General features: G+C 59.2%; 11 protein-coding genes. 4 read left to right on the top strand and 7 right to left on the bottom strand.

The genetic code is table 11. The annotated features are described in order from the left end of the window. Positions 1–16: 16 nt before the first annotated feature. From ACS0OT_RS01880 to ACS0OT_RS01855, 6 genes are all read right to left on the bottom strand, one after another. The gene (locus ACS0OT_RS01880) at positions 17–1,030 is read right to left on the bottom strand and encodes an XVIPCD domain-containing protein (RefSeq protein WP_442256018.1); all 1,014 of its coding nucleotides are present in this window, start codon (positions 1,028–1,030) and stop codon (positions 17–19) included. Positions 1,031–1,032: 2 nt separating this feature from the next. Beyond that, the gene (locus ACS0OT_RS01875; protein WP_005415060.1) at positions 1,033–1,668 is read right to left on the bottom strand and encodes a hypothetical protein; all 636 of its coding nucleotides are present in this window, start codon (positions 1,666–1,668) and stop codon (positions 1,033–1,035) included. Beyond that, positions 1,665–2,591 (bottom strand): XVIPCD domain-containing protein, encoded by a 927-nt coding sequence (locus ACS0OT_RS01870; RefSeq protein WP_005415059.1) that lies wholly within the window; start codon positions 2,589–2,591, stop codon positions 1,665–1,667. Before ACS0OT_RS01870 ends, ACS0OT_RS01875 begins: the two co-directional genes overlap by 4 nt. Before the next feature lie 133 nt (positions 2,592–2,724). Beyond that, positions 2,725–3,663, bottom strand: a complete 939-nt coding sequence (locus ACS0OT_RS01865) for an XVIPCD domain-containing protein (RefSeq protein WP_111126922.1) — start codon at positions 3,661–3,663, stop codon at positions 2,725–2,727. Between the two features lie 9 nt (positions 3,664–3,672). Further along, positions 3,673–4,029 carry a hypothetical protein gene (locus tag ACS0OT_RS01860; RefSeq protein ID WP_239666623.1) on the bottom strand — a complete coding sequence of 119 codons (357 nt, stop codon included), beginning with the start codon at positions 4,027–4,029 and terminating at the stop codon, positions 3,673–3,675. A 520-nt stretch (positions 4,030–4,549) separates the two neighbouring features. Continuing rightward, positions 4,550–5,149, bottom strand: coding sequence for a hypothetical protein (locus ACS0OT_RS01855; RefSeq protein WP_005415056.1), 600 nt, complete (start codon positions 5,147–5,149; stop codon positions 4,550–4,552). Between the two features lie 212 nt (positions 5,150–5,361). On the opposite strand from ACS0OT_RS01855, the gene ACS0OT_RS01850 reads away from it, so the two are divergent. The 4 genes from ACS0OT_RS01850 (at position 5,362) to ACS0OT_RS01835 (ending at position 10,750) form a co-directional block, all read left to right on the top strand. Continuing rightward, on the top strand, positions 5,362–5,577 hold the full coding sequence (locus ACS0OT_RS01850; RefSeq protein ID WP_005415055.1) for a hypothetical protein: 216 nt from the start codon (positions 5,362–5,364) through the stop codon (positions 5,575–5,577). 486 nt (positions 5,578–6,063) lie between these two features. Then, positions 6,064–6,432, top strand: coding sequence for a hypothetical protein (locus ACS0OT_RS01845; RefSeq protein ID WP_005415054.1), 369 nt, complete (start codon positions 6,064–6,066; stop codon positions 6,430–6,432). Between the two features lie 1,255 nt (positions 6,433–7,687). After that, positions 7,688–9,559: a DNA cytosine methyltransferase gene (locus ACS0OT_RS01840; RefSeq protein WP_072167693.1), complete on the top strand. Its 1,872-nt coding sequence runs from the start codon at positions 7,688–7,690 to the stop codon at positions 9,557–9,559. Positions 9,560–9,571: 12 nt separating this feature from the next. Then, entirely contained in the window at positions 9,572–10,750 is a 1,179-nt protein-coding gene (locus ACS0OT_RS01835; RefSeq protein WP_141653575.1) for a hypothetical protein, read from the top strand. A gap of 134 nt (positions 10,751–10,884) precedes the next feature. Here ACS0OT_RS01835 and aceE read toward each other — a convergent pair whose 3' ends face one another. After that, positions 10,885–13,572 (bottom strand): pyruvate dehydrogenase (acetyl-transferring), homodimeric type, encoded by a 2,688-nt coding sequence (aceE, locus tag ACS0OT_RS01830; RefSeq protein WP_442256017.1) that lies wholly within the window; start codon positions 13,570–13,572, stop codon positions 10,885–10,887. Positions 13,573–14,027: the final 455 nt, after the last annotated feature.

The following is a 14,027-nucleotide window of genomic DNA, read 5'->3' as shown; positions in this document are numbered from 1 at the left end:
GATGCTGCGCCCGCCGCTATGCCATCCGTGGGCCGTGGCTCTGCTGAAGCTGCTGCTCCTCCTGCAGGCGCTGCGCGTCTCCCTGCCGCTGATTCTGCTGCAACTGCGCGACCCGATCGAACGAGGCCTCCACCGGTGCCTGCGCAGCCACCTCCGCCGGCATGCTGGCGCGCTGGTGTGCCGGGTCACTGCGGTCCCTCTGCACGATGAACAGCTTCGGTGCGGTATCACCGCGCTGCTCGCCCAGCACCACCTCGTCCACGCGCGAGAACTGCTGCTCCTTCGACAGCGCGAGCAGGCTGGCGCTGACATTGCCGTTGCGCGCCCCGAAAGCGCCGAGGTCGGCCACCTGCTGGTGGATCTGGTTGAGGCGGGCATGATCGTCGTGCGCCGGGTCTGCGGGCGTGCCGCTTGCCGCGAGCGTACTGTTGCCGCGCCACTGCTCGCCGTTCTCGGTGAACATCCACTCGCGGAAGGTCTGCTTCGGCATCGGGTTCCACTGCACCTTGTCCAGCTCGCTGCCCTTCACCTGCTGCGGAATGGCGTTGACCGCGCGGATGTTGTCCAGGACCCTGGTAGCGCCCTCGTAGTTGGTGATCTCCCCGGCCAGCCCGACCGGGCGCAGCCCAGCGTGGTTCAGGGCACCCCATGCGAAATCGGTGCAGGCGTTGGAGAAGAAGTCGTAATCCATGTCGAAGCCGTGCTTCTTCGGATCAGCCGAGAACTCGAGGATGCGGTCGTACTGCTCCTTGCTGATCTCGATCGTGCGCTCGAAGCGGGGCTTGTCGTAGACCGACACATCCATGTCATCGACCCTGCCCCTGTTCGGATTGTCCTTGGTGCCCGCGTGGGTGAAACCAATACTCTCCGGCAACGGTTCACCCGAACGGCGCAGAGACAGGAACATGTGACCCGCGAACGAGGGCTCCAGCAGAAACCTGTTTCCCTCAGCATCACGGCCGTAGCGCGGCGTGCCGGGGGCCGCCAGATGAATGGTTACGCTGTAGCGTTCGGCATCGTCCTTGTGCATGTCTACTTTCCTAGTGATTGGTAGCCAACGATCAGTTCTGCTTTCAGGCCTTCCAGCCGGGGCCGATCCTCCACAAGGTCCACCCGCAGAAGGTAGCGCCCGGGTGCAATGCCTCCGACCTGCGCCAACTGCAACGTGCGATAGAGCACCTCTTCAGAGTACAACCCGGCCTCGGCCAAGCTGTTGATGTCCACGCTCCCCGTCGTCAGGTCTGTTACCACGCCATCCTCCCCGATTTTCTGAGAATCGCGTCCATCGCGAGTACGCTGCCAGAGCTGCACAGGACCAGGTGCACCGCCATCAATACGCTCCAGGCGCAGCCGCGTTGGCAGCCGTCCCAGCGTGATCTTCTCCGAAGCATCCAGCAGCCGTCGCCCATCGGTATCCTGCAGCCGCAACCCGATGTTCAGGATCGGAATGGCCGGCTTCTGGGGCGCCGGCAAATCAAACGTGACCTCGGCAATCCGACCGGCCTTCTGCAACTGCACGGCCCGCGTGAGCGGCACAACCGTGCGGGCCTCGGCCTGTGCGCGCGTCAGCAGGGACGGCGCAACCTCAGGCGCTGGTGACGCACGGCATGCCGCCAGCGCGCCCAGCACCGCCAGTACCACCAGCCCCCGCCGCAGTGACCGCGTCATTGCTCCTTCAACCGCAGCGAATCGGCCACATCGGTCTTGGCCGCCACCTCGGTGGCGATGCTGGCGCGGCGGTGCCCCGGGTCGTTGCGGTCGCCCTGCACGATGAAGATGCTCTCCGCCGCATGGCTGCTCTTCGTCGGCCGGCTGAGCAGCACGTGGTCCACGCGCGAGAGGTTGTTCTGCTTGGCCAGCACCAGCAGGCTGGCGCTGATGCGCTGGCTGGCCGCATCGAACGGGCGGCCGTGCGCGGCATCCAGCTCCGCCACCTTCTGGATCAGCTGCGAGAACAGGCGGTGGTCGGGATGCGAAGGGTCCAGCAGCGTGCCGGCCACTTCAATCGGCGTCGGCGGCGGTTCATCGCTGGCACGGTCGCCCTGGCGATGATGCTCGGCCTCGCGCTCGGGCATCGCGTGGTGGGTTTCGGCATTCAGGTCGCTGCCCGGGAACGGCGCGGCGATACACTGGATCTCCGGCAGGTTGAACAGCACCGCGAACTCGCCCAGGTTGCTGCTGCCATCCAGCGGCGCCGGCAGCGGATGCAGGCCGGCGTAGTGCAGCGCCGCCCAGACGAAATCGCTGCAGCGATTGATGGTGGCCGGGCGATCCACATCGAATTCGAACTCGGCCGGTTCCTCGGCGAAATCACGCAGGCAGCCGTAGTGCTCCTCGGTGATTTCCAGGGTGCGGCTGTAGTACGGGTCCAGATGCTGGTCGGCATCGTCGTGGCGAACCTGCGCGTACTGCACGCCGGTGCGGGTTTCGCCCGGCGCCTGGCGCGGCGGCGCGAAACCGTAGCTGTGAGCCTCGTCGCCCGCAGCGACCTGCAGGTACATGTGGCCGCGCGGCGAGATGCCCCCACTTTTCAGCGGGGTGCCGGGCGCGGCCAGATAAAGGGTTACGGTGTAGCGTGTTGCCTGCTCCATGCCTGTTCAGCCTTGATGGGTGCTGCGGTCCTGGGCGGATGATGGCATAGGTGGGATGGGGGGCAGGTGGAGGTGAAAGCAGTTTCGAGGCCGAGGCGCTCGAAACTGTGATCTGCCGTGCAGTCGCTGGAAGTCAGCCCATCTGCAGCGGCGCCCGGGTTTGTTCCATGGCCAGCTCCTGCGGCGCCAACGAGGCGCGCTCCTGCTGGGCTTTCGAAATCTGCTCGACCTTCGCAAAGGACTGCTCCACTGGCGTTCGCGCGGCCTCCTCCGCCGCCATCGACGCCCGCACGTGGGCCGGATCGTTGAGCTCCCCCTGCACAACGAACAGTCGCTGCGCCGAACCATCGCTTGGCGCATTGCCCAATACCACATGATCAACGCGCTCCAGCCCGCTCTCCTTGGCCGTGGCCAACAACCCCACTGAAATCCTCTCGCTGGTCGCATCGTAGGAACGGCCATGCCGCTCATCGATACCCGCCACTCCCTTGCGGATGGAGTCGAGCATATCCCTGTCCCCCCGCGGCAGTTGCTCATCGCTGATGATTCGCTGGAACAGCGTTCTCTCCGGCATTTTGTTGTAGTGCTCGGTATTCAACGCGCTGTCCGGAAAAGGCGCGCGGATACTACGGATGTACTCGATGTTGGTGAGAGGCTTGAGGCCGCCTTGGAAATCCTTGTCCTGCATGAAAAGCGCATTGGTGCGATGAAGTCCCGCGTGGTTCAACGCACCCCAAGTGAAATCAATACAACTATTGTTGAGCCCGTGATACTCCGTATTGAACCCGTGCTTGTCCGGCGCATCACCAAATTCTTTGAGCTTTTCGTACTGATCTTTCGAGATTTCGAGCGTTCGCTGGTAAAAGGGATTCTGGTAATCACCCGCGTCGGAGTCATAAACCTTGCCGGGACCGGTCGTTGCCCCGTGCTCCTTCGGCGCAAAGCCATAGCTGATGCTCTCACGGCCATCGCCCACCGTGTAGTAGACGTGACCCGCGGCAGACGTTCCGCCCCCCAACAGCGGGGTTCCTGGCGCCGCAACGTAGATTGTCACGCGATATCGTTCGTCCATGAAGCGCTCCTATTTTGACTTGTGCTTGTAGGCGACCAGCAATTCTGCCGGGATTGGCGCGAGGCGCGTTGAGGGGTCAAGTAACTCCACACTCAGGCGATACCGGCCTGGAGAGAGATTCTGGCCCCAAGCCATCGCCAACTGCTTGTAGTGCCCTTGCGGACTGGACAGCCCCGCCGCCTCAAGTGAAGTGTCGTCCACGTCATCGAGCCACACCGTTGAAACTTGCCCATCAGCGTTGATCGGCACAAGAGTGGCGGCCGTTCCTGGCTGCTGCTCAACACGCACGAGTGGAGCATTTGCCTCACCCATTTCCCCGAGCCGAGTGAGGTGCACGCGTGCAGGCAGACCAGCGCGTCGAATCATCAAGGCCCGCTCGAGCGCTGCTGCGCCATCCTCCCCACTTACGCGGACGGCAACCAGGAGTGTTGGCGCGGCGTTTCTACCGGGCGGCTCAAGATTGAACTCTACAACCATGGGCTCGGCCATTGACGTCAACGTAAGCGGCCTGACAACCGGCACAATGTTCTGCGCAGCACCGGAAGAAGGCTCAGATCGCGGCGGAGCTGTCTGAGCCTGGCAAGCGCTTAGCAGTAGTAAGGCCAAGCATGCGCCTGCCCCCAGCATCCGTCGTCCCAGTCGCAGCATCGTCCGCCCTCGCTTCATCTTTGATTGATAGGTGTTTTCTCACCAGACCTTCTTATACACGCAGGCCTGGAAGCAATCTATGACGACTGCCACCACAGAACGGGAGAGCTGCAAATGGGACAGCGGCTGATTAGTCGCCGTGGGCTGCAGAGCACGAGGCATTGACGATCCAATGCGGGCGTGTCCCAGCGCAGCCTATGAAACACCCAATCGTTGAGGCTGTTGACTGTACATAGCCCTATTTCACGTTGTAGTTGGCGACGAGAAGCTCGAAGTTGAGATGCGCAACGTCTGGGTTGCCCTGAAGGTTGGTCACCTTCAGCCGGTACTTCCCGGCCGTCAGATCCCCGGAATCAGCACGGGCCACCTCGTACTCCCTGTAGGCCAGGGACATGTCGTACTTTCCTGCATTGACCAGACTGTTCGAATCCGCGCCGACGGCGCTCCTGTACTCGTACACGTCGCCCTTGGCCGGTTGATATCGGCTGCCCTGCCAGACAGAAGGCAGATCGCGATTCAATACCTGTAGTGCTATGGGCGTTTCGGTGTCCCCATCCAACTTCCACAGCTGCACCTTCAGGGGAATCCGGGCGCCTTCAAGGAAGTCGACGTCTCCCGGTTTCATGTCCGGGCGCTTGGCAGGCCCACCGGTACGGAACCCGATCAGGAACGTGCGAGGCTCGAGATCCTTCTCCCAAGGCGGCGGCAGTTCAAAACGCGCCTCTACCGTCGCACCTGCGTGGACCAGGTCCATCGGCTTGGCAACGGGGAAACCATCGCCATACACCCGGGGTGCCTGCGTGCTACAGCCGTCCATAAGCACGGGCAGCAGTACCATCCATGGCCTCAGTAGCTGTCGCATCCGTTCCTCACATTCGGGCACACACGTGTCGGCAGTTTATACACCGCGCCGGCCGGCAGGATCTGAACTGGCTTCACATAGCCGGAGGCGGGATGGGGAATCCTGCCGATGAACATTGCATGGGCCAGTTCTTGTGTTAGCAGGCACGCGATGATGCAGGCACTACTCCTGCACTCTGGAGGATGACCATGACCAGGATCGACACCGCATGGCTGGAAGCGTTCGACAAGGAGCTTCTCCACCTGTTCGCCATCGACCATAGTGATGCCGGCATGGATGAGTACCTGCTGGGCTGCTACGCAGACCTTCCGCCTCGCGAAGCAGCACTGGCGTTCGGAAGCGACTACGACCTGGAGCGCGACGATGCGCTGTGGCCATGGCCGGGTATGGCGCTGCAAAGTTAAGTTGTGTCGCAATCGGCACGCTGCGCGAATGGGCGCTGTGGGCTACGTGTCGTTTTTGGGATCTCGAACAGCTGCAAACCGTGCTTTTCAATGCGCATTCGGGCGGTAACTTAACACCGGCCGAAACCACTGCACCGCAAGGGTTCTGCCACGCGTGCGCCATGCAACAATGCCGTAAGCGTCAGCATTTGCGGCCTCTGCGGCCTACGGTTTCTTGGCATCTCGCAACCATGCGAGTACACCTTGGCATGCCACCTCACACAGGGTGGCACGGGCGTCGAAAACCCGGTCAACAACCATGTGTTTGCGCTTGTCAGCCGGCGTCACGTTCGTGTGACGCCGGCTGGCAATCCGTTCGCGGTCCATGGCGGGCGGTGCGTGGGGGTCTTCGGGCCCGCCGGATTGGTTGTTGACCGGTTTTCGAGCCTCGCATCGTCCGCCACTTCTATCGGTGGCGCTGCTGTCTGTCCTGTACGGAGCATTGCCATGAACACATCGGACTTCCGTTCCCTGCACGCGCAGTACGATCCGGACAACGCCGAACCCGAGCGCGAACCATCCGTCGATCCCAACGCCTTCGTCGCCACGCTGCGCCGCATCGGATCTGGTGCGGCTGCGGATGGCCAGCCTTGGCGGGAACGGCATCAACTGCCTGGGAGGTGCCTTCAGTTGGCGGACGCGGATTGCGCGCTGGCGGGCCTGCGTGTGGTGGCGGAGCTGATGCTGGCCGCAGAGCGGACCCGGCAGAACGGTGCGCCCGAGGAGTACCTGGGGGATCGGGTAATGGAGGGGTTGAAGTTGGCGTGTGTGGCGTTGACTGCGCAGGTGACTGAGCGGTTGCACGTGCCGGAGTAGAGCCGGAGGATCTGAGTTTCAGACAATAGGCAGCGCGCCGCTAATGAGCTATCGGAAGGCGAACGGCCTTTCCTGCTCGCCGAACTGCGAACTTTTGATAGTGCTTTACGGCCTCCAACTGTCTTGCGGCGAGGAGGGTAGGCGGAGCTCTCATCATCCCTAGTCAAAAGGAAGGGTTAGGAAAGAGCAACTACTCAGCTGCCTCCGACAATATACTTGCCCGTCATAAAATCGCTCTGCGCCAGATGACCGCCGATACAGCATCAGGCATTCTGGAACTTAGGTCCGATGGCTTTCGCTGCGGCCTGCCGCGGGGAATCCAACGTACAATCGCATGACTCGTCGCCGCGATTGCTGATGGCGAACTATGCAAGTTAAATTGAATTCGCTTCGCTGCACAATTTCCCATTGAACAGTAGTAGCTGCGCAATCTCTCAATAGCGCATTGATAGCAAAGGCGCACTGCATTCACGCACCGTGAGCTTGGAGCAGTTCACCCCACATACTTCACTCAGAAATTGCACCAGCCGTCTCGACTCAACGCTGGCCAATGCCCTCATCCGCAGAGGCAGTAAGCTCGGAATCATTTTCGAGTCCTCGCAATTGCCAGACATGCGATGGCCAGCAAATCGCAAAATTCATTATCAGAAAGCGCATAGCCAACGACTGCAGTTGGCAACCAAGATCTCCAAGATTTAAGCGTACGCGCGAGCCTTAGGGGCATCGTATTGCGGGCTCGTTTCCGTGCGATGGCGCTGCCAGCTTGGCACTAGGGCCTGACTCAGCGGTATTTCTCGAGGAGCCCTCCTCCCCTCCCGCAGATCCACTGGTGTCGGGACTCGTCGACCCAAGCGTTTTGACCTAAAGATGTGGAGACGCAATATCAATCCTTCGCGCACACGACTTTGGTCTCCGCTTATGAGACTCCCTAGGCGGAGAATTGTCTCCTCCAATCAACATCGAGCACTTGACACTGCCCCCAGCCGTATTGGAATGCGGGGCGGTGTAGTGATAAGATGGATACACAATGTGTATCCATTTGGAACACCCAATGAAAGATGTAGGGATGCGAATCAGATTGGAACCCGAGCTTCGGAAGGCATTTGTGCATAAGTGCAGGCTTCATAACACTTGCGCCGCTCAGGTCCTAAGAGAATTCATGAGATCTTACGTTCATGACGTCAACTTGACTGAAGATGGCTATCAGCCGGCACCCACTGCTACAGATAAAAAACTATAATGGATATTTTGATATATGAAATCCGTAGTTAACACTGCCCGCTCCAAGTCAAAGCCAAAAGTTCGAGTAGCTGCCTTCTTCGCTGGCGCAGGCGGCCTCGATTTGGGATTCGACCAAGCAGGATTTGACGTCGTATATGCTACAGACTTCATACCCCAGTGTACTGAGACCATCAGAGCCAATTCATCAAAATCAATCCAATCGGCACCAGAAGTCGTTTGTGCAGATATTCGCACATTGAAGCAGAGCGACCTACCTTCGGATATTGATTTTGTTATTGGCGGCCCTCCCTGCCAGTCATTTTCAGCGTCTGGACGTAGAGCTGGAGGCGCGGCCGGAACACTGGACTCCAGAGGGACCCTGTTCGAGGCCTATTGTCGTGTCTTATCCTGGCTAAAACCCAAGGGATTCCTTTTCGAAAACGTTCGCGGCATCCTAGCAACGAATGGGGGAAAAGATTGGGCGCGAATTCAGCAGGCTTTCAAAGAGCTCGGCTATACAATTAGCTTCAGGGTTCTAGACGCACTTGATTACGGCGCTCCTCAGCAGAGAGAGAGACTATTTCTGGTCGGTCATCGAGCCGATCGCTCTTTCCTTTTCCCTGCCCCCCTATTTGGACCAGACTCCCAAAGCGGGCAGCCCCATGTCACCGCCGGCAGAGCTCTTGAGGGAGTAGTTCAAACTGAGGATGTTGCCGCACTGTGCCTCAAAGATGGCAAGTACGCCCATCTGCTTCCGCTCGTCCCCCCGGGTAGCAACTATCTTCACTTCACGTCGAAGCGAGGCTATCCGAATCCGGTCTTCGCTTATAGGTCACGATTCTCCGACTTTCTCTACAAAGCCGACCCCAATCTCCCAATTAAGACACTAATCGCAAGCCCCGGAAAGTACACCGGACCGTTTCACTGGGATAGCAGATACTTTTCTGTGGCCGAGTACAAGCGCCTTCAAGGCTTCCCCGATGACTATATCGTGACGGGATCCAGGTCCGATGCGATCAAGCAAATCGGAAACTCTGTAAGCCCAAAGATTGCATTCGCCCTTGCACAATCTATTGCCACCCAGATTTTTGACATAGACACCGGCATTGAGCTCCTGCCTGCAGATGCGCCGCTCAGCTTCGATAAGAGAAAAAGTGCCAAGGCGAGGAATACGAGAAGGCTGCACGCAATCGTAGACGAATCTAAGGGGGCCATGGCAAGTTCATTTTCTATATTCGACTACGAGACCAGAATTGAACCAACACTCGCTCCTGCCGGAAAGAAGAACACCAAAGTCACAAGAGTAAAGGATGGCGTAAAGATATCTGTTCGATCGGATGGCTCAAAGAAGCTATTCGCGAAAATGACGATGCGCTTACCCGGAATTATGCCGACATCTGAAGGTGACCCCACAGATGGATACGTTCGCATCGAAGTTTTCGGCGAGTCGCCTCACTCAATCCAAACAATGTGGAACGCGATCGACGACTGGGTCATCAGATCCAGTAATTTCCATTCGCTTTTCGAGCTCTACGGCCACTTCACTGAACCGCACCCGATTTTCGAAATTGATAATTTTGTTACCCACTCGACTCATCCTATCGCGACATTTGCCAAGCACTGCTCAAAGTTTGAGAATTGTTCGACCCACTTGAAAAGATCTCACTTGACGGATCTTTTCGGATCATCCCTTGGCACGAATAATTTTCTTGATATAGTAGAGATTCTGAGAGGGTATCGATTCGACATCCGCTGCTTTGAAACTAACATTGCGATGCCTAAAGATAAGTACATGGTGGCATACCCCTTCACTCTCCCTCATAGAAAGCAGATGAACTTCTCAGTAAAGAGGCGGCAGACGGTTCTTCAGAACGTGTTGAGCCCTCGCAATGACGAGATGTATTGATAGGGATATGAAATGAATCGACCACCAGAATCTGAGTGTAAGGATCTAGCTTCCGTTTACGGAACGGAAGCGGAAGGACGAATCGGGGAGCAGGTTCTGAACTGCTTACAGCTGGCGCTTTCATATGCGGAAGATGATTACGCAAAGGGCGAGGAAGTAAATTTCAAACTCAGCCCACGGCTCAAGTCTGCGATAGAGAACCTCTCCGCAAAATCCGAGACTTCCACCACCGCTTTCACCAACATCGTGACGGCCATTAGCATAAAGACAGCGCGCCCGGAAATTGATGTCCGCTACCATCAAGTTCAGATTCAGAATCAGACCAATCGACCAGCGGGATTCAATTTTCGGGGCGTATCCGAGAAGAACATTTACCCATGGCTATCCAAGAATGAGTTTAATGGCGCCAAGTCGGGATGGCAGACGCGCACATTCGAGCGCCCAAAGCCATATTTTCTTTCGTATGACGAAAACATTGGAACCATCAAGACTAGCTTTCTTGAAATATACGACGAGCTAGAATCCGGAGATTGCGATCCATTTGAAGCGCTACGATTTCTGATTTACAAGCAAATTCAAATACGCGCCAAAAAAGGAATAATAATCGCCGAACCAAAGACGCGAGATATAGCCACTATTGTGCGCATGCTAACGGAGCACTTTTCTCAAACATACAAGAACAAAGGCGCATCAAGACTGCCAGTCCTAGCCTTCCACGCGATTTACACGGTTCTGGTGCGCGAGATGCAACGCTTTCATGGCATGTCCATCAGACCTCTTGAATCACATTCAGCGGCAGACGCTCAAACCGGCGCAATTGGGGATATTGAGATAGCAAGAAGCGATGGATCTATTTTTGAAGCCCTTGAGATTAAACACAACATCCCTATTGACTCCACCATTATTGAGCATGTAAAGCGCAAGGTGATGGATAAATCCGTCGATCGCTACTATGTTCTTACCACCCATATCAGCAGCGATAAGCCCGGACTGGAGGAAGAGTTAACCTCAATCCAGGCACGCTTCGGATGCCAGGTAATAGTTAATGGAGTGTACCGATCCCTTTATTATTACCTTCGCCTATTGTCGGATCCTTCGAGCTTCGCTCCAGAGTATGCCGCACTATTGAAGACCGAGAGAGCCATCAGCTTCGAACACCGTGAAGCTTGGAATAGAATCGCTATGGGCTAGCGGGTACAAAGGCCTTCTAGACTATATTCTACCCCCCGGAGCCCAAGACATCCTCACAACAGTTGAACTTCTTCGGGAGACCTTAAAAAGGCGGCCAATGTGGCCGCCTTCTTTTTGTCCAATTAATTCATCAGTCAAACCCCAACAGGATTAGCCTTCTCCGGATCAATCTTGTACTGCTTGATCGCCCGGGCCACATCCTTCGCGGTCATCTTCCCTTCCTTCGCCAGCGCCGCAATCGCGGCATGCGCGATGTAGTAGCGATCCACCTCAAAGAACCGGCGCAGGTTCGCACGCGTATCCGAGCGGCCGAAACCATCGGTACCCAACACCGTGTACGACATCGGCACGAACGCGCGGATCTGGTCCGCATACGCACGCACGTAGTCGGTGGCGGCAATCGCCGGGCCCTGGCGGCCTTCCAGCAGCTCGGTCACGTAGGCCTTGCGCTGCTCACCTTCCGGATGCAGGCGGTTGGCACGTTCCACGTCGAAACCATCGCGACGCAGTTCGTTGAAGCTCGGGCAGCTCCAGATATCGGCGGTCACGCCGAAGTCCTTGTCCAGCAGCTCGGCGGCAGCAATGGCTTCGCGCAGGATGGTGCCGGAACCCAGAAGCTGCACGCGCAGCTCGCCCTTCTTCGGCTTGCCGGCGTCGGTCAGCAGGTACATGCCCTTGACGATGCCTTCGGCCGCGCCTTCCGGCATTTCCGGGTGGGTGTAGTTCTCGTTCATCAGGGTGACGTAGTAGTACTCGTCCACCTGGTCTTCCATCATGCGCTTGGTGCCGTGCTGCAGGATCACCGTCACTTCGAAGCCGAAGGTCGGATCGTAGCTGCGCACGTTCGGGATGCCACCGGCCACCAGATGGCTGAAGCCATCTTCGTGCTGCAGGCCTTCACCGTTCAGCGTGGTGCGGCCGGCGGTGCCACCCAGCAGGAAGCCGCGGGTACGCATATCCGCCGCCTGCCAGGCGATGTCGCCCACGCGCTGGAAGCCGAACATCGAGTAGTAGATGTAGAACGGCAGCATCGGCACGTTGCTGACCGAGTAGCTGGTACCGGCGGCCATCCACGAGCTGATCGCACCCGGCTCGCTGATGCCCTGCTGCAGCACCTGGCCGCTCTGGTCTTCGCGGTAGAACATCAGCTGGTCCGCGTCGACCGGCTTGTACTTCTGGCCGAACGGCGCGTAGATGCCGATCTGGCGGAACAGGCCTTCCATGCCGAAGGTACGGGCTTCGTCGGCCACGATCGGCACGATGTGCGGGCCCAGTTCCTTGTCACGCAGGGTGATGTTCAGGCTCTGCACGAAGGCCATGGTGGTGGAGTAGCTGCGCTCGCCGCTGCTCTTCAGTAGGCGCTCGTAGGCTTCCAGCTTCGGCGCCACGAAGGTCTTGTCGGCCTTGCGGCGGCGCTGCGGCAGGTAACCGCCCAGCGCGGCACGGCGTTCCTGCAGGTACTGCACTTCCGGCGAATCCGGGCCCGGGTGGTAGAACGGCACCTGGCCGTCGGCCAGCTGCGCGTCGGTTACCGGAATGTTGAAGCGGTCGCGGAAGTGGCGCACCGCTTCGTCGTCCAGCTTCTTGGTCTGGTGGGTCGGGTTCAGTGCCTCACCGGCGCTGCCCATGCCGTAACCCTTCACGGTCTTGGCCAGGATGACGGTCGGCATGCCCTTGGTGTTCACGGCCTGGTGGTAGGCGGCGTACACCTTGTGCGGGTCGTGGCCACCACGGTTCAGGCGCCAGATGTCGTCGTCGGAAAGACCGGCGACCATCGCGGCGGTTTCCGGGTACTTGCCGAAGAAATGCTCGCGGGTATACGCGCCGCCGAAGGCCTTGCAGTTCTGGTATTCGTCGTCGACGGTTTCCATCATCAGCTTCTTCAGGACGCCGTTGGTGTCCTTGGCCAGCAGGGCATCCCAGTAACCGCCCCACAGCAGCTTGATCACGTTCCAGCCGCCGCCACGGAACACGCCCTCCAGTTCCTGGATGATCTTGCCGTTGCCGCGCACCGGGCCGTCCAGGCGCTGCAGGTTGCAGTTCACCACGAAGATCAGGTTGTCCAGGCCTTCACGGCCGGCCAGGGCGATGGCACCCAGGGTTTCCGGCTCGTCGCTCTCGCCGTCGCCGATGAAGCACCACACCTTGCGGTCGGACTTCTCGATCAGGCCACGGTTTTCCAGGTAGCGCATGAACTGCGCCTGGTAGATGGCGGCCAGCGGGCCCAGGCCCATCGACACGGTCGGGGTCTGCCAGTAGTCCGGCATCAGCCACGGGTGCGGGTACGAGGACAGGCCACCGCCGTCCACTTCCATGCGGAACTTGTCCAGCTGCTCTTCGCTGATGCGGCCTTCCAGGAAGGAACGCGCGTAGATGCCCGGGGCGCTGTGGCCCTGGATGAACAGCAGGTCGCCCGGGTGGTTTTCGCTCGGGGCGCGCCAGAAGTGGTTGAAGCCCACGTCGTACAGGGTGGCGCCGGAGGCGAACGAGGCGATGTGGCCGCCCAGGTCACCTGGCTTGCGGTTGGCGCGCACCACGGTGGCCATCGCGTTCCAGCGGATGATGGAACGGATGCGCCATTCCAGCTCGGCGTTGCCCGGGCTCTTGGCCTCGAACTGCGGTTCGATGGTATTGACGTATTCGGTGGTGGGAGAGAACGGCAGGTAGGCGCCCGAACGACGGGTCAGTTCCACCATGCCTTCCAGCAGCTGATGCGCGCGCTCGGAGCCCTCGACATCAATAACGGCCTTCAACGACTCGATCCACTCCTGGGTTTCCACAGGATTCGGGTCGTTGTTCAGCACCTCGTTCAACCAGTTCATTAGCGCTCCCATAACCGCACGCACGCGCGCGACTGTTGTATAGATTTCTAGACCGCAAAGTGTAGCGCACCAAGGGCTTTCGTCACTTGGCTACGCTGGCGTATGGATGCAACCGGCCAGTGTCCGCAAGGGGCTTGCCGGACCCGCTGATGGCCCTGCGGCGGGCCTTGGCGGCGGCGCGGGCTGTCGCTTGCGGGCCGCTGCGCCCATGCGCAGGACGCAGTGTTACTGCTGCCGATGACGGTTGTAGGGCAACTCCGGCACCGCCGTAGGTGGGCGCGGGGCAGCGGTTCTGAACCGGCGACAACATGTCGCACCTGCCTCTGGATCGCTGCCAGCCACGGGCCCAGGGTGAGGCGCGAGTGATGGGCCCGATGGCCCTGCTCCCTTCCACAGCATCGCCGGGGCGCCTCGCAGGGGGCGCCCCTTTTGCTGTGCGCACGAGGGTCCTTGGC

Source organism: Stenotrophomonas maltophilia group sp. RY12688 (assembly GCF_052149045.1).
Lineage (GTDB): Bacteria > Pseudomonadota > Gammaproteobacteria > Xanthomonadales > Xanthomonadaceae > Stenotrophomonas > Stenotrophomonas sepilia.
The sequence above is the reverse complement of the archived record's forward strand: the minus strand, read 5'-3'. Positions and strand labels throughout refer to the sequence as shown.